At 65.7% G+C, this 16,961-nt stretch carries 14 protein-coding genes; 11 read left to right on the forward strand and 3 right to left on the reverse strand.

What is annotated here, in order from left to right:
- Position 1: 1 nt before the first annotated feature.
- Positions 2-604 carry a DUF1214 domain-containing protein gene (locus AB0O52_RS11585; RefSeq protein WP_364537660.1) on the reverse strand — a complete coding sequence of 201 codons (603 nt, stop codon included), beginning with the start codon at positions 602-604 and terminating at the stop codon, positions 2-4.
- A 369-nt stretch (positions 605-973) separates the two neighbouring features.
- Between AB0O52_RS11585 and AB0O52_RS11590 the strand changes: the two genes are divergently transcribed.
- The 10 genes from AB0O52_RS11590 (at position 974) to AB0O52_RS11635 (ending at position 14,114) form a co-directional block, all read left to right on the forward strand.
- Complete coding sequence (locus AB0O52_RS11590) at positions 974-2,125, forward strand: sulfite oxidase (RefSeq protein WP_364537662.1); 1,152 nt, start codon at positions 974-976, stop codon at positions 2,123-2,125.
- Positions 2,126-2,218: 93 nt separating this feature from the next.
- Positions 2,219-2,791 (forward strand): SRPBCC family protein, encoded by a 573-nt coding sequence (locus tag AB0O52_RS11595; RefSeq protein ID WP_364537784.1) that lies wholly within the window; start codon positions 2,219-2,221, stop codon positions 2,789-2,791.
- Positions 2,784-3,179, forward strand: coding sequence for a hypothetical protein (locus AB0O52_RS11600; protein ID WP_364537664.1), 396 nt, complete (start codon positions 2,784-2,786; stop codon positions 3,177-3,179). The genes AB0O52_RS11595 and AB0O52_RS11600 overlap by 8 nt, the downstream gene beginning before the upstream one ends.
- 39 nt (positions 3,180-3,218) lie before the next feature.
- Positions 3,219-4,448, forward strand: coding sequence for a cation:proton antiporter (locus AB0O52_RS11605; protein WP_364537666.1), 1,230 nt, complete (start codon positions 3,219-3,221; stop codon positions 4,446-4,448).
- A gap of 64 nt (positions 4,449-4,512) precedes the next feature.
- Positions 4,513-5,727, forward strand: coding sequence for a hypothetical protein (locus AB0O52_RS11610; RefSeq protein WP_364537668.1), 1,215 nt, complete (start codon positions 4,513-4,515; stop codon positions 5,725-5,727).
- A 124-nt stretch (positions 5,728-5,851) separates the two neighbouring features.
- On the forward strand, positions 5,852-6,475 hold the full coding sequence (locus AB0O52_RS11615; RefSeq protein WP_364537670.1) for a hypothetical protein: 624 nt from the start codon (positions 5,852-5,854) through the stop codon (positions 6,473-6,475).
- An 85-nt stretch (positions 6,476-6,560) separates the two neighbouring features.
- The gene (locus tag AB0O52_RS11620) at positions 6,561-7,289 is read left to right on the forward strand and encodes a YcnI family protein (protein ID WP_364537672.1); all 729 of its coding nucleotides are present in this window, start codon (positions 6,561-6,563) and stop codon (positions 7,287-7,289) included.
- A gap of 104 nt (positions 7,290-7,393) precedes the next feature.
- A complete protein-coding gene (locus AB0O52_RS11625) occupies positions 7,394-8,050 on the forward strand; it encodes a DUF4232 domain-containing protein (RefSeq protein WP_364537674.1) in 657 nt (218 codons plus the stop codon).
- 78 nt (positions 8,051-8,128) lie between these two features.
- Positions 8,129-13,168: an ATP-dependent helicase gene (locus AB0O52_RS11630; protein ID WP_364537676.1), complete on the forward strand. Its 5,040-nt coding sequence runs from the start codon at positions 8,129-8,131 to the stop codon at positions 13,166-13,168.
- A complete protein-coding gene (locus tag AB0O52_RS11635; RefSeq protein ID WP_364537678.1) occupies positions 13,161-14,114 on the forward strand; it encodes an Fpg/Nei family DNA glycosylase in 954 nt (317 codons plus the stop codon). The genes AB0O52_RS11630 and AB0O52_RS11635 overlap by 8 nt, the downstream gene beginning before the upstream one ends.
- Positions 14,115-14,207: 93 nt before the next feature.
- Here the strand turns inward: AB0O52_RS11635 and AB0O52_RS11640 are convergent, their stop codons facing one another.
- On the reverse strand, positions 14,208-14,828 hold the full coding sequence (locus AB0O52_RS11640) for a hypothetical protein (protein WP_364537680.1): 621 nt from the start codon (positions 14,826-14,828) through the stop codon (positions 14,208-14,210).
- 59 nt (positions 14,829-14,887) lie between these two features.
- Between AB0O52_RS11640 and AB0O52_RS11645 the strand changes: the two genes are divergently transcribed.
- Positions 14,888-16,384: a PLP-dependent aminotransferase family protein gene (locus tag AB0O52_RS11645; protein ID WP_364537682.1), complete on the forward strand. Its 1,497-nt coding sequence runs from the start codon at positions 14,888-14,890 to the stop codon at positions 16,382-16,384.
- Positions 16,385-16,388: 4 nt separating this feature from the next.
- On the opposite strand, the gene AB0O52_RS11650 is transcribed toward AB0O52_RS11645, so the two are convergent.
- The gene (locus AB0O52_RS11650; protein ID WP_364537684.1) at positions 16,389-16,883 is read right to left on the reverse strand and encodes a DUF4188 domain-containing protein; all 495 of its coding nucleotides are present in this window, start codon (positions 16,881-16,883) and stop codon (positions 16,389-16,391) included.
- Between the last annotated feature and the right edge of the window lie 78 nt (positions 16,884-16,961).

Genomic DNA, 16,961 nt, shown 5'->3' on the forward strand with positions numbered 1-16,961 from the left:
CTCAATGCGCCCTGACAATGCGCGGCAATTGGTACGTGCCGTCGAGAATCGCCGCGGCAGGCAGATACACGCGGAACATCAGCTTGAACTTCCCGGAAGGAATTGGCAGCCAATTCTGCTCGTGCCCGCCAGGAGCCTCATGTTGGAGATAGACATCGACTGAACCGTCGGCGTTCTCCGCGAGAGGGGAACGGTCACCAACGCTGTGGCGGTTAGTCGGATTGCCCACCATGTACCCGACCGTGTCGGTCGGAGTGAGCGACCAGAAGGCGTCATTCGGCGGAAGTTTCCCGGGAGGAAAATGCAGGACGTATCCATGCGCGCCGCTCAGCGTTTGCCCTGAGCCATCCACAGTGGCGGTCCAGTACGCGGCCTCTTCAAACACATTCACGACGGGAAGGGCTTTGGCGCAGGCGGCCCGCACGAGGACTCCATTGCCGGGCTGGCCGCATTTGCGGATGGCGCTCCAACCGTTGACAGTCGTCGTGATGGCCCTGCCTACGGCATTCATTATGAGGATCGCCGTCAAAAACGCCAGCACGGCACCGAGAATCAGCCCTTGCACCACACCGGACTGTGAGAACCACGCGAGGGCATTTGCCATAACCGCAAACTACCACTGCACTAAAGGGCTTCGGTCATCTTCTTCAAAAACAGATAATCACCAGCCGCCCTGCAATTAAATGCCCTAACGCGCTTGCCTGGAACGACGCCGGTACCAAGCAACAAAACCCCACACCGCGACGATCAAACATACCGCAGCGACAATCCCGCGCCACCAGACAAATGGTTGCCAAAGCCCGAATATCAGGGCCCAGACAAGAAGAACGCCACTCACGTCGACTCGCGGTGCTCGGATCTTCATGGAGGCTCTCCTTCTTTCATCTGTCTCAGTCCAGGAGCGCGAGCACCGAACACCAACCCAATGAAGAATACTTCCCCAAAAGCAGTCCCGGGCGCCCATACTGGGAGCATGAGCGTCAACACCCGCCGCACAGCGGAAGGCGCCGCTGTTGCCACCCCGGCCCCCACCGCCCCTGCTGCCCCGACAGAACCAACCGCACCGGCCACCCCAACAACCGGTCCGATTACCCGCGAAGAACTGCAACTAGCTTCGCGCAACCACGCCATGCCGTTGGAGATGCTCCGATGGCCCGTCACACCGCTGGGCACGCACTATCTTCTGGTCCATTTCGACGTTCCCCAGATCGATCCCGTCTCGTGGCGGCTGAATATCGGCGGTCTCGTGGACCATCCGCACGAGTACACCCTGCCTGACCTCCAGCACCGCGAGCGCCGCACCCAGGCAGTCACGATGGAGTGCGCAGGCAACGGCCGCTCTCGGCTGGAACCGCGGCCGGTGAGCCAGCCATGGGACCAGGGCGGAGTGGGCACCGCCGAGTGGACCGGGACCCCGCTCACTCCGTTGCTGCTCGACGCCGGCGTCTCGCCCGACGCCGTCGAGCTCGTCTTCACGGGCGCGGACCGCGGGATCCAGGGCGGCGTGGAGCATCAGTACGCACGCAGCCTGACGCCCGCGGAAGCAATGTCCGACGACGTCCTGCTCGCCTATGAGGTCAACGGCCAGACGCTGCCACCGCAGCATGGCTATCCCGTCCGGCTGCTGGTGCCGGGCTGGTACGGGATGACGAGCGTCAAATGGCTGCAATCCATCCAGGCAATAGACCACAGCTTCGACGGTTACCAACAGCTCCACTCCTACCGCTATACCCAAGATGCAAACGATCCCGGCGAGCCCGTCCAGCGGATCAAAGTCCGTTCCCTCATGGTTCCTCCCGGCGTTCCCGATTTCTTCACCCGGCAACGCACCGTGGACGCGGGACCGGTCCAGCTGAGCGGCCGGGCCTGGTCCGGGAGGGGAACCGTAGACAGCGTGGAAGTCTGCGTGGACGGGGCCTGGGAGCAGGCCCAACTTCAAGCCCCGACCGGCAGGCATGCGTGGCGCGGATGGACATTCACGTGGATCGCAACACCGGGTTCCCACGAATTGGCATGCCGTGCAACGGATTCCACCGGGCAGACCCAGCCAGACACGCCGGAGTGGAACTACCAAGGCATGGGAAACAACGACATCCAACGGCTGACTGTGACCGTCCGGGAGTAACCGGCCCGCGGGCACTCCGAAGCCGGGCCGTTGACCGTGTGCAACGGCATGAGTACTGTGAGTCCACTATCCATCCGCGCCCTGGAGGCAGCAATGGGCGGCACTTCCAAGAGCAAGGCCGACTACGAGTTCCTCACCGTCTGGCGCGTCGCGGGAACCCCGCATGAGGTCATGGATATTCTGGGCGACGCCGGAACACTGCCCCGCTGGTGGCCTTCGGTGTATCTGAGGGTTGTTCCGCTGGATCCTGGAAATGCCGACGGTACGGGAAAAGCCTTCTCCCTGCACACGAAAGGTTGGCTGCCGTACACCCTGCGCTGGAGGTTCACGGTCACCGAACCCATCACGGAGCGAGGCTTCGCGATCGCGGCGAGCGGTGACCTGCGGGGAACCGGGCGCTGGACTTTCGAACAGGACGGCCCGGAAACTGTGGTCACCTATGACTGGCGGGTCAGCGCGTCCAAACCGCTGCTCCGGCGGCTAAGCTGGCTCCTCAAGCCCGCTTTCGCCGCGAACCACCGTTGGGCGATGGCACGCGGCCAAGAAAGCCTCGCCCTGGAACTGCGACGACGACGTCCCGGCACAGACCTCTCCAAGGTCCCCCGTCCGGCGCCGCCAACGTTTGCAAGCCGATACCGCTGGCCAAGGAGTACAACGCATGCCTGACGAGAACAAGGGCGAAGTCCGCTGGTTGTTGGAGCCCGAGGACCAGGACTATCCGAACGCCGCAGACTACCTTTCCCTGCTGGAATCCGACCACGTGGTGGCCTCGGTTGTCGCCGCCCTCAGGTCCGCGCCCATCCAGCACCGCAAGGCCAAGGACATCCTCCGGGCAGCCCGGTTGGCGTTGCTCCCGGAAGATAACGCCCACGTTGCCTCGGACCTGAAGAAGATCAAGGAGGGCAAGAAGCTCTCGCCCATCCTGATGGTGCGCGGAGATCTGGCCACGGGCATGGCCGCGCAGGTGGCCGATGGATATCACCGCGTGTGCGCAAGCTACTACACCGACGAGAACACGGACATTCCCCTGAAACTGGCTGATGCGCCCCGGTAACCACCGCAGACCAACCGCCATGCCCGGAGAAGGAGGAACGTGTCGTTCTTTCAGCTTGCGCTGATCGCCGCAGTCGCGCTCCTCGGGCCGCTTCTGGCGCTCCCCCGGAAATGGCACCTTCCCGTGGTGCTGGGACAGTTGCTGGCGGGCATCGTCATCGGACGCACGGGGCTGGGCCTGGTGGACTCCTCGGATCCCACGTTCACCTTTGTAGCCGATGTCGGATTCGCCCTCATCATGTTCGTCGCCGGAACGCATGTTCCCGTGCGGGACAAAGCCATCCGACCCGCCCTGGGTAGCGGCGCCCTGCGCGCCGGGATCGCCGCGGTGCTGGCCACCGTCGTCGGAGTCGTCATCGCTTTTGCCTTCGGCACCGGACATGCTCCCCTCTACATCGTTCTGCTCGCGTCCTCCTCCGCAGCACTGGTCTTGCCGATCGTCGATTCGCTCCGGCTGACAGGGCCGAAGGTCCTGACGACGACGGCGCAAGTGGCTATCGCTGACATCGCTTGCATTGTGGCGCTTCCGTTAGCCGTCGACCCGCCTAACGCTGGTCGGGCGGCGGTGGGGGCTGCCGTCGTCGCGGCTTGCGCGCTGGTCTTGTTCTTTGTGCTTCGCTGGCTGGAGAACAGCGGCAACCGCGGACGGTTGCATGACATTTCCGAGGACCGGAAGTTCGCCCTGGAACTGCGGATCCAACTGGCTTTGCTCTTTGCGCTTTCCGGGCTCGCGGTCCTGGGCCACGTCTCGATCATGCTGGCCGGGTTCTCCTTCGGCCTGGTGGTCTCCGCGGTGGGCGAACCACGTAGGCTGGCGCACCAACTCTTCGCCGTGAGTGATGGTTTCCTGGGGCCGGTGTTCTTCGTCTGGCTCGGCGCATCGCTTGACTTGCGGACCCTCGCGGGCAGCCCGAGAATGATTCTCCTCGGGATCTGCCTTGGTTTTGGAACGCTGCTGGTGCATGGAAGCCTCCGGGCCCTCGGCCAACCCCTGCCGCTCGCTGTGCTGGCCTCGTCCCAATTGGGAGTGCCGGTTGCAGCCGCGACCATCGGCTCCCAATTGCATTTGCTGGAACCGGGTGAAGCCGCCGCCATGATCCTCGGTGCCCTCATCAGCATCGGGGCGAGCACGATCGCGGGTTCGCGCGCGGCACGCAGCTTTTCGGAAGCTGCGCCGGACCCCGCGGTTGAGGGGTCAGCAGGCGAGGGGCCAGCGAGCAAAGGCCCGGCAGGCAAGCCGTCGGAAGGTGGTCCGGCAATCACTGCGTGATTCCCCCGTACGGCGTCGAGTAACCTCAATGCAATAGCTGTGTCCTCGGAACGAAGGAATCGCCATGAGCCGGAAACCGAAAAAGCCAAAGTCGCGCGGCGGACACCTCAAGGCAGTGCCTTCGGCCCCGAAAATGCCCCTGCAGGTGGTACTCAACCATCGTGCGGTCGACTCCCTCACCCCGGATTTCGTTCACTGGTACAAAAGATTCAGTGACGCCGAAGACGCCCTTCAGTGCTTGGCAATAGTGAAACTCTTCATCACGGCAAGCCACGCGATCAGTGAAGAAAGCTCCGCAACCAGCATCGACCCCGACAGTTTGGACGATGCAGCCCTTGCCCTTGCCGGCATGCTTGACGAATCAGACAGCGATGAGGCGCTTCTCAAGATCTTCGACTACTTGCACCTTTATGTTGAATTCCTCTTTGAAACGGGCCGCTGGTCGGGGACCGAGGAGGACTACTTCGTCGTCCATATGCTCCTCAGCGAAGAGGCTGTAGGGGAAATGGATCTTCGTGGGGACATCCCGGAACTCTCCGAGGAAGAGCAGGACCGGGCGTTCCAGGAACTCCCCGTTCTCCAGTTGACCGGACGTTTGTTGGAGTGGATTGGGGCCGGAAAGGACGTCACCAGCACCGGGGTGTTGCGGCTGAAGGACATTGAAGGTGCAGCCGGAGCAGTAGGAGTGAAGGCCAGAGGGAAAAAGACCGGGAAACGGCCTCTTCCGGAGGGCTACGCCGAGGGCGAAGATCCTGAGTCATTCGAAGTCGGCTCCATGCACGAAGTTCCCGTCCTAAGCGATATATGGGCCGCGCTGGTGGACATCGATGTCCTGTCGATTGGGTCGACGCGTGCTGCACCCGGCGCCGGCGCCGAATCGTGGCACTCCAAGGACCTCGATTCCAGGCTCCAGATCCGGCGTGAGTTCCTCACGGTATTCCTTGCCAGTGCCGTGATGGATTCGGGCAGCACGTGGGAGGACGGTCCACGGGACAATGCCACCCTAGCCAAGGTCCTGTTGAAGGGAACCACTGGAGAGCCCGTCAGCGTGGAGGAAATCGACAGCGCGGCAGACATCGATTCGGCGGACGGGCTACTGCTCGCGTTCGAAGCGATGCGCGCACGAAATGAACTGACCAGGCTCGCCGATCTTGGCCTCGTCATTGTGGACACCCACTACACGGTTTCCCCGGTGGTCGTCCAGTGCGTGATCCCAGCACTCGCCCTGGTTCTTGCCATGGAAGACGACTTAGAACCGGGCCCGGTCCACCCTGGCTAGCAGAAGCGCGTCACACGACCCATCCGACAGCCAACCAGCCACGAACCACCGGTAGAATGACCCGGTTGACCAGCCGGAAACTCGACAGTCAACCACCGCTTGAACGCTACCGAGGGAGGAACCCGTGCGCGCATCGCACTCCCGGACGCCCTTCCATGCCATGCGTTCGGGCGCCCTTGCAGTCGCAATTGTTGCCCTCGCGGCAGGGGCCCACGTCCTCTCCGGCGGCGCGCTTCCCGTCGCGCCCGTCCTGCTGGCCGTCCTCGCCTTGACCGGGCTCGTCACAACTCTTGCCACCCGGTTCAGGCTCGGGTTCCCGCTCATTGCCGCACTTCTGGGAGCCGGCCAGCTGGTTCTGCACGAAGCCTTCACCGCGTTCGGTCCGCTCACCGTCCCGGCTCCGGGGTCGCCGGCACACCATTTGGCGGCCGAGCACCTCTCCCCGCCGCTGGGCGCTGAAACAGTGCATTTTCACGAGGTCGACACTCCCCTCAGCTGGTTGATGCTGGCCGGGCACGCCCTCGCCACGGCCGCATCGGCATTGCTCCTGGCCAAGGGCGAGCAGGCGCTATGGCAGCTCGAGGCCTGGCTCCGTCCCCTCCTGCAGCTCCTCCGCCTGATCTTCAGGCCCGACGCCGGCAGCTCAGCCGTTGCGTTCAGCGCACCTGCCGTGTTCATCCCCCGCCCATGGCGGAACCTCAGGCAAGACAGCAGACGCGGCCCGCCCGCCGTCGTCGTACCCTCCTGACTCCGCCCGGCACCGCCTTCCACTGGTGACGGGCACATCCCCGCACTTTGGCGCGCTTTCGCGCGCCCGTTGAAAGGCAACAACCATGACCAAGTCCCCACTCCGCCGTGCCCTCTCCGCTACCGGAATCGCCGGCGGCACCGCCGCACTGATGATGGCCGGGCTCGCAGGCGCATCTGCCCACGTCTCCATCAACCCGGACAAGACCACGGCCAACTCGTACGCCCTGCTGACGTTCGGCGTCCCGCACGGCTGCGACACCTCGGGCACCACCAAGCTGACCATCAACCTGCCCGAGGAACTGACGGACGCCACGCCCACGGTGAACCCGAACTGGACGGTCGAGAAGGTGACGCAGACGCTGCCCGAGCCCAAGAAGCTGGCCGACGGCACATCGATCACCAAACGCACCAGCCAGATCGTCTACACGGCCAAGGCCCCGCTGGACCCGCACTTGCGCGACGCACTGGTCCTGTCCGTGAAGCTGCCCGACGCGGCTGGCAAGACCCTTTACTTCCCCACGCTCCAGAACTGCGAGCAAGGGCAGACAAACTGGGCTGAAATCCCGAAGGATGGCCAGGACCCGCACTCGCTGAAGGCTCCGGCTCCGTCAGTGGCAGTCACAGCCCCGGGTGCTGCCGCGGGCGATGGGCACATGGCTGCTTCAATCTCCACTGAGCAGGCAGCTTCCGTGACCGACGACGGATCACAGGCGCGCAGCTGGGCCGGGCTGATCGCCGGTGTGGCAGGGCTGGGGCTGGGTGGCGCGGCCTTCTTCCGCAACCGTTCCGCGAAGGCTTCAGTGTCCAAGTAACGGTTCCGCGGGTTGGCGTCCGGAACATTACGATCCGGACGCCAATCCGGCGCCGCTGCCGCGCCGCAGTTGACTCCGGCAAACGACGACGAAAAGCTGTGCGCATGACGAATATGCGAGTCAAGAACGGTCTCCTGCTCACGATGGCAGCAGCCTCGGTATTCCTGCTCTCCGGTTGTTTCCAAAGCCAGGCCCAGCCCTCGGGCTCAGCCGTACCCAGCGACACGGCTTCGGCCTCGTCGTCACCGTCGGCCTCGACCTCGGCCTCGACCTCGACCTCCGGGACTCCGACCTCAAGCGGTAGCTCCACCCCAACAAGCACAGGGACGACGGCATCCGGCGTCGCTCTCTGCAAGGCGGGTTCGCTGACAGCTTCTCTCGACTCCGCAGGCGGCGGAGCGGCCGGCAGCGTCTACATGAAACTCATCCTCACCAACTCCGGCACGGAACCCTGCGTCCTCAATGGCTTCCCGGGAGTCTCGCTCACGTCCGGAGCCACGGGAGATCCGATCGGCGCGGCTGCCACGCGCGACGACTCCCAGCCTGTGACACAAGTGGTTCTCGCTCCGGGGAAGGCCGGTTTCGCCCAGCTCCGCTACACCCAGGCCGGCAACTACCCCGAATGCACCCAGGTCCCTGCCGCAGGCTTCCGGGTCTACCCGCCCGAGGACACTGCCTCGCTGTTCATCCCGCAGCAGCGCACGGCCTGCAGCAACACCAATATCAACCTCCTGAGCGTCCAGGCGTTCCAGGCGGGGTAGGGCGGCGGGGGGCTTAGTCCCTGATCCATGTCTTGCGCTGTTCCTTATTGTGTCAGTGCCGTGAGGCATGATGGAGGAATGCAGGAGCAGGAGCCTCAACAGGGTCCAAGGAACGGCGGTCCTGGCAATACGGCCATGGACCGATTCAGCCGTGCCACGCGCGAGTGGTTCCTTGGTGCTTTCTCCGCGCCCACACCTGCCCAGGACGGCGCGTGGCAAGCCATTTCTTCCGGATCGCACGCCCTGGTGGTTGCACCCACCGGTTCCGGCAAGACGCTCGCAGCATTCCTGTGGGCGCTGGACCGGCTCTTGTCGGTGTCCCCCCATGTTTCGGCCGACGCGCTTCCAGGGCTTGAGGAAACAAGCGGCCGCGCCCGTGCCAAAGCCCCCAAGCGCAAGACCCGCGTGCTGTACATCTCACCCCTCAAAGCACTCGGCGTCGACGTCGAACGGAACCTCCGTTCCCCGCTGATCGGCATCACGCAGACCGCAAAACGCCTCGGGTTGCCGGCACCGCTTGTGAGCGTCGGCGTCCGCTCAGGGGATACGACGACGGCGGACCGCCGAGCGCTGCTCAGCCACCCGCCGGACATCCTCATCACCACGCCTGAGTCCTTGTTCCTCATGCTGACGTCCAAAGCCCGGGAAACGCTCAGCGAGGTGGACACCGTGATCGTCGACGAGGTCCACGCGGTTGCAGGTACCAAGCGTGGCGCGCACCTCGCGGTGTCGCTGGAACGGCTTGATGCATTGCTGCCGAATCCCGCCCAACGGATCGGCCTCTCGGCCACCGTGGAGCCGCGCGAGCTCGTCGCACAGTTCCTCGCTGGCTCGGCACCGGTGGAGATCGTCGCACCGCCGTCGCACAAGAACTGGAACCTCAGCGTCAGCGTTCCTGTGGAGGACATGTCGGACCTCGCGGGAGCTGCCGGCGCCTTCGACTCCGGGCCAGCCTCCGGACTCCAGCCGCAAGCATCCATTTGGCCGCATGTCGAGGAGAAGATCGTTGATCTTGTGCTGTCGAAGCAATCCACCATTGTGTTTGCCAACTCCCGGCGTCTCGCTGAGCGACTCACTGCGCGGCTGAACGAGATCTACGCGGAGCGCCAGCTCATGGCCGTGGAGGTGTTTTCTGCCGTGGCTGACTCTGGGCTGCCGACCTCGACGGCGACACCGGCGCACATGATGGCCCAAGCCGGAAGCACGAGTGGGGCCGACCCGGTCCTGGCCCGCGCGCACCACGGTTCAGTGTCCAAGGACCAGCGGGCACTCATCGAGGACGACCTCAAGTCCGGCCGGCTGCGCTGCGTTGTAGCCACGTCCTCCCTGGAACTCGGCATCGACATGGGTGCCGTGGACCTGGTGGTCCAGGTCGAGTCGCCGCCGTCCGTGGCCAGCGGATTGCAACGGGTGGGCCGCGCCGGCCACCAGGTGGGTGAGATTTCCGAAGGCGTACTCTTCCCCAAGCACCGGGCGGACCTCGTCCACACCGCCATCACCGTGGAACGGATGCTGAGCGGGAAGATCGAACGCCTCCATGTTCCTGCCAACCCCCTGGACATCCTCGCCCAACAAACGGTCGCGGCCACCGCGCTGGGAAGCATCGATGTCGAGGAGTGGTTCGCCACCGTCCGCCGCTCGGCCCCCTTCGCAACGCTACCCCGCTCCGCTTTCGAAGCCACCTTGGACCTCCTGGCCGGCAGGTATCCCTCGGACGAATTCGCCGAACTCCGGCCGCGCATCATCTGGGACCGGAACGCCGGCACCATCGAAGGCCGCCCGGGAGCACAGCGCCTTGCCGTGACCTCGGGCGGAACCATCCCCGATCGCGGGCTCTTCGGCGTCTACATCATCGGCACCGAAGTCTCCGGTTCGAGCCCTGCCTCTGGTTCCGGTTCTGGCTCCGGCCAGAGCGGTGGGGCGTCCGCACAGGAGCCCAGTCCGGCGTCGCGCGCTGCCAAAGGCGGCCGACGCGTCGGCGAGCTCGACGAAGAAATGGTCTACGAATCACGCGTCGGGGACATCTTCGCTTTGGGTGCCACCAGCTGGAAAATCGAGGACATCACGCACGACCGTGTCCTTGTCTCGCCTGCCTTCGGCCAACCCGGAAAGCTCCCCTTCTGGAAGGGCGATTCCTTGGGCCGGCCGGTGGATCTCGGCCGCGCACTCGGAGCATTCGTGCGTGAGCTCTCCGCTTCGGATCAAGGTCCAGCACTGGAACGTTGCAAGGCGAGCGGGCTGGACGACTACGCCGCCGGCAACCTGCTCCAGTATCTGGGCGAACAGAAGCAGGCCACGGAAGTGGTCCCGAATGACCGGACGCTCGTGGTCGAACGGTTCCATGACGAACTCGGCGACTGGCGTGTAGTCCTGCACAGCCCCTTCGGCATGCCGGTCCACGCACCGTGGGCCCTCGCCGTCGGGCAGCGGCTCCAGCAGCGCTACGGGCTGGACGGTTCCGCCATGGCCGCCGACGACGGCATCGTGCTCCGGGTGCCGATGATGGAGGACGAACCTCCCGGGGCCGAGCTTTTCCTGTTCGATCCGGATGAGCTTGAGCAGATCGTGACGGCGGAGGTTGGCGGCAGTGCCTTGTTCGCCTCCCGCTTCCGCGAGTGTGCGGCCCGCGCCCTGTTGTTGCCGCGGCAGAATCCTGCGAAGAGGCAGCCGCTTTGGCAGCAACGGCAACGCTCGGCGCAATTGCTGGATGTCGCCAAGAAATACCCCTCGTTCCCCATCGTGCTCGAAACTGTGCGCGAATGCCTGCAGGACGTTTACGACCTTCCGGCACTGAAAGACATTGCCGCTTCGATCGAGCGCCGGGAACTGCGCTTGGTGCAGACCACCACGCAGCAGCCCTCACCCTTCGCCAAGTCGCTGCTCTTTGGATACGTGGCCCAGTACTTGTACGAAGGCGATTCCCCGCTCGCCGAACGCAGGGCCGCCGCTTTGGCCCTCGACTCCACGCTCCTGAACGAGCTCCTCGGCAGGGTGGAACTGCGCGAACTCCTGGACGCGAAGGTCATCGAGGCCACCGAGCTCGAGCTCCAGCGGCTGGCACCGGACCGGCAGGTCCGCGGCATGGAAGGCGTCGCGGACTTGCTGCGCCTGTTGGGCCCCCTGAGCGTCGAAGAAGTGGCTGCCCGTTTGCAACCCGAAGGGGTGGAAGCGTCCCCGGATGCTTCCCCGGATTCGCCCGCGTTGCATCCGGCGGCCGCATCGCATCTGGCCGCATTGCATCTGGCCGCGTTGGTCAAGGCCAATCGCGCGCTCACCGTGACCCTCAGCGGCGTTGAACGATTCGCGGCCATCGAGGACGCGGCCCGGCTCCGGGATGCCATCGGCGTTCCGCTGCCCATGGGAGTGCCGCTCGCCTTCATCGAGCCCGTCCACGATCCGCTCGGGGATCTGGTCTCCCGTTATGCACGAACCCACGGACCGTTCACGGCCGAGGAAGCTGCAGCGAGGCTGGGGCTGGGTGTCGCCGTCGTGGGCACCGCGCTGAAACGCCTGGCGGCGGACGGCCGCGTAGTTGAAGGCGAGTTCCGGCCGCACCCAAGTGCACCGGACACGGTTCCCGATGCGGCTGCGGAGTTGTTGGAGGCGCCGGAGTTGTTGGAGGCGCCGGCCGTCCCGCTCCACGGAGTCCCATTTGGCAGCGAATGGTGCGATTCTGAAGTGCTACGCAAGCTCCGGCGTCGTTCGCTGGCCGCGCTTCGCGCCGAAGTGGAGCCGGTGGACGCTGCTGCGTATGGCCGCTTCCTGCCCGCCTGGCAAAACGTGTCCGTTCCCACTGCCGGCCGCCCTGGTTCTTCCGGAGGCACGGGTGCCCCGGCGCTGCGCGGACTGGACGGCATCATGACCGCGATCGATCAACTCTCCGGCGTGCCTGTTCCGGCGTCGGCCTGGGAGCCGTTGGTGCTGGCCAGCCGGATCTCCGACTACCAGCCAGCCATGTTGGACGAGCTCATGGCCGCAGGCGAAGTCTTGTGGTCCGGAGCCGGGTCGCTGCCCGGGAACGACGGATGGATCAGCCTCCATGTGGCCGAGGCCGCGGAACTGACGCTTAACCCGGACCCTGATTTCGAGCCCGGCGATGCGCAGCTGCGCCTTCTGGAATACCTGCAGGGGGGCGGCGCCTATTTCTTCCGGCAACTCACCGAGGTCGCCGGGGGCCTGGATGCGGTCCTCAGCGACGACGCCGTGGTGGCCGCCCTGTGGGACCTCGTCTGGGCCGGGCGCATCACGGGCGACACCTTCGCCCCGATCCGCGCCATGATTGCGGGCGGCCGCACGGCACACAAGCAGCCCGCCCGGCCACCCCGGGCCAGGTCCCTGCGCATGAGCAGGCTCGGCCGCTCGCACGGAACGGGCTTGATGGGATCGCCCGGGCTCACGGGCGGACGCTACGGCTCGGTCACCGGAACAGCTCCGACTCCCCCGCTCGCCGTTGGACGCTGGTCGGCATTGCCGGCTCCTGAGCTCGACCCCACTATCCATGCGCGCGGCACCGCCGAACTCCTCCTCGACAGGTACGGCGTAGTAACCCGCGGCTCCGTCATGGTGGAGAACATCGTGGGCGGATTCGGGCTGATGTACAAGGTCCTCGCGCGCCTCGAAGAAGCCGGGCGGTGCCGCCGCGGCTACTTCATCGAGCACCTCGGAGCCGCCCAGTTTGCCGTGTCGGCGACCGTAGACCGATTGCGTTCCTTCACGGAGGATGCCCAACTCGCCAAGGCCGAGCCTGTCGCCTTGGCCCTGGCCTCAACGGATCCCGCCAACCCGTACGGCGCGGCCCTCCCGTGGCCCGCGTTGGCAGTCGACGCCGGATCGGGTCACCGTCCGGGGCGGAAAGCGGGGGCCCTGGTGGTGATGGTCGACGGCGCCTTGGTTTTGTATGTTGAACGCGGCGGGAAGACCTTGCTCACTTTCAGCGATGACGACGCCGTCCTGGCGGCTGCCGCTGCGGCGCTCGTAGGCGTGGTGCGTCGGGGAGCCGTGGACAAATTGATCATGGAAAAGGTCAACGGTCATGACCTCCTGGACACCCCAGTGGCTTTTGCCCTGGCGGCTGCCGGGGCGTATTCCACGCCGAAGGGTTTGAGGATCCGTGCCTGAGGGCGACTCGATCTGGCGGGCTGCCGTGGAGCTGCATCGTGCCCTTGCCGGGCAGACGCTTGTCTCCTCGGACTTCCGCGTGCCCAGGTTTGCCACGCTGAACCTGGCCGGTTGGACCGTGTCCGAGGTGGTGCCGCGCGGAAAGCACTTGCTCATGCGCTTGCTGGAGCCCGCGGCTTCGCCGGACGGGGCTGGTTCGGCGGACGCTTCGCGGGACGCGGCTGGTTCGGCGGCGGCTTCGCCGGACGCGGCCGGTTCGGCAGCGGCTTCGCCGGACGAGGCCGGTTCGCCGGCAGCTGGGCGGCCCCGGCGCGCCTTGACCATCCATTCGCACTTGAAAATGGAGGGAAGCTGGCAGGTCTATGCCCCCGGCGGCCGCTGGAGGAAACCGGGCCACACGGCCAGGTGCGTCCTCCGCACAGCGACGGCCGACGTCGTCGGCTTCTCCTTGGGAATCCTGGAAGTGATCCCCACCCCGGACGAGTCCCGCGTAGTAGGGCACCTTGGGCCGGATGTCCTCGGGCCGGGTTGGGACGCAGAAGAGGCCGTTCGTCGGCTGCGGGCTGCCCCGGACACACCGATCGGCGTCGCACTGTTGGACCAGCGGAACCTCGCCGGCATCGGCAATATTTACCGTTGCGAGGCGTGTTTCCTGGCTGGGGTGCATCCCGCCGCGCCGGTATCAGCTGTGCCGGACCTCGCGGGGATGCTCGGGGAGGCCAAGGTCCTGCTCGAAGCCAACTTAGGACCCGGGCGAAGGATCACACGCGGCACCGCGTTCCCTGGAGTCCGGGGGATTCCCCGCTCAGGCTATTGGGTGTACGGCCGCGAGCACCAGCCGTGCCTTCGCTGCGGAACGCCCATTCGGCGCGGGCTGCTGGGACCGGCGTCGGGGTTGGAAGACCGGACGATCTACTTCTGCCCGAAGTGCCAGCCCGCCCGTTGATCCCGCCCCATTCCCCGGCGACGTGGGAATTCCCCAGCGACGCCGGAATTCGAGTGCGTAGGGAAATTCGCGCGTCGCCAGGACGAATCGGCGTCACGGAGCGGCCGGCACCGCTTCCGGGGCAGCCTTGGGAGCCTTTACCGGAACCGTGAACAGGGGCAGCAACAGTTGCACGACCGGTCCAATGGCCAAGGCGTAGACCACGGTTCCCGCGCCGACAGATCCACCCAACACCCAACCCACACCGAGCACAACAACCTCGATCAACGTGCGGGACAAGCGCACGGACCAGCCCGTGCGGCGGGCAAGTCCCGTCATGAGTCCGTCGCGGGCACCCGGTCCAAGACGTGCGCCGATGTAGCACGCCGAGGCGATCCCGTTGAGGACTACGGCGCCGGCGAGCATGGCGATCTGGCCACCCAGGTGTGAGAACGCGGGGATCAGCGCCAGGCCGATATCCGCGAAGACACCCACCAGCACGGCGTTGGCGAGGGTTCCGAAGCCGGGCATCTGCCGCAGCGGGATCCAGAGGAGAAGGACCAGGAAGCTGACAACCACCACGACCGTGCCGATGCTCCACCCGATCTTCCCCGCGACGCCCTGATGGAAGACATCCCAGGGATCCAGGCCAAGGCCAGCCCGGATGAACATGGCCAGGGAGATCCCATACATTGCGAGGCCGATCAGGAGCTGGGCGATTCTGCGGGTCATCATGAAACCATGCTCCCGAAAACTGGCATTGCTTTCCATAGCCAGTTTGCAATACTGGTCTTATGTCCGGCTCCCTGAACCCCACAGCCATGGTGCGTCTCCTTGGCCCGTGGAACACTGGCCACGCTCCCGCCTATCGCGAGCTTGCCGACGTCGTTCGCCTTTTGGTGATGGACGGGCGTATCCCGCTCGACGTCGCACTGCCCAGCGAGCGGGCGCTTGCTGCCTCCCTGGGCGTCAGCCGGACCACCGTCACCGCCGCGTACGCCAGCCTGCGCGAGCAAGGGTTCCTCAGCGGCGGCCAGGGCAGCAGGGGCAGGACGGGCATTCCGCACCGGACGGTTCCCGTCAGCGGACCGGGACTGGCCATCCCGGAGGGGATTCTTGACCTCGCCTACGCTTCACTGCCAGCCACGGGCGAGGTGGTGCACCGCGCATTCGCTGAGGCGTTGATTGACCTTCCGGCACTGCTGCCCGGTTTTGGCTACGACGCGGTCGGCCTCCCGCCCCTCCGGGAAGCCATCGCGGACCGCTATACGGCGGCCGGCATTCCCACGACGGCCGCGCAGATACTGGTGACTTCGGGAGCCCAGCACGCGCTGAACATAATCTTGAAGACCCTCGCCGGGCGGCAACAGAAAGTCCTCGTGGAGCATCCCAGCTACCCCAACGCGCTCGACGCAATCCGCGCTTCCGGATCCCGCACGGTTCCGGTGCCGATGCCGCCTGCCGCGGAGCCGGCGTCGGGCGGTAGCGCGGTGCCTGCCGCGGAGCCTACGTCGGGCGGCTGGGATATCGACGCCATGGTGGCCACGATGCGGCACCAACGTCCGGCAATGGCCTACCTCGTGCCCGACTTCCACAACCCCACCGGGCGGATCATGTCCAACCTTCAGCGGCGCCGCCTGGTCCGCGAGGCCGCAGGGACGGGCACTGTCCTGGTGGTGGATGAAACGCTGCGGGAGCTGAACCTCGACGACGTCAGCACCTCGCCGCTCGCGGCGTTCAGCCCGGCGGTGGTGACCATCGGTTCGCTCAGCAAGTCGCATTGGGCCGGACTCCGGACCGGATGGATCCGCGCTGACGAGGAGCTGATCAGCCGCTTCGTGCAGACCCGGACAACGATGGATCTTGGCGGACCCGTCGTCGAGCAATTGGCTGCGACTCGACTGCTCCGGGCCTTCACCGAACCTCTGGACGCCAGGCTCGCGGACCTGCGGCGGAACCGGGAAGCGCTCCTTGGCCTACTGGCCGAGCACCTGCCCGGTTGGCACGTGGAACGTCCGCGCGGCGGACTCACGGCATGGTGCAGGTTGCCCACGCCGTCGAGTACGGCGCTCACCGTCGTCGCCCCGGACTTCGGCGTGCGGCTGGCGGCCGGGCCGCGCTTCGGCGTCGGGGGCGCTTTCGAGCACTTCATGCGCGTCCCGTACACCCTCTCGCCGGCCCAGCTTGAGACGGCGGTGCTGGCGCTGCGCGATGCACAAGCCAGGATCGACGCGTCACCGCAGCTGCGAAGGACCTTGAAGGCACCCAAGGAAGCCGCCGCGGTCGCGTAGGGGGCTACTGGCGCGGTGCGGAAGAGGAGCCCATGCGCTGCTTGGCGGTGTTGGTGCCCGGCCCGACCGGGACATGCGAGGTGGCTCTGGCAAGGCCAAACTGCGGCATGCCGTTGTAGACCACCTCAATTCCCGACGCCGGCACCTGATAGGTTTCGTGCCACACGCCAATGTCTCCACTTCCCGAGACTTCCTTCATGAAACGTCGCCACGGCCCCACGTGAGGCGAATCCCTGTCGGCCGCGAAACGCCTTAGATGCTCGGGGCTCTCCCAATAGCTGAGCAACATGGTGGTGCGCCCGAACCACTGTTCGCAGCCGAGCATCCCGGACTCCGGATGTGCAGCAAGATGACGGAGCATGGTGGGCATCGCCGAGGCCACGCGCGCCACTTTGCCGATCTTCCACCAACGGTTGGCCCGCATTCCGATAAGGAATACGGTCACCGACTCGCGCCCGGTATCCGCCGTGAAGCGCCCGGGGAAGATTTCCTGTGCCATGTGAATCCTTCGGTCTGGTCACGATAGCTCGAGTTCCGCTCTTCGTGTTTCATAACGCTGTTATGAAACAATGTTATG

Origin of the sequence: Arthrobacter sp. NPDC080073 (assembly GCF_040686575.1) — a bacterium.
GTDB lineage: Bacteria > Actinomycetota > Actinomycetes > Actinomycetales > Micrococcaceae > Arthrobacter.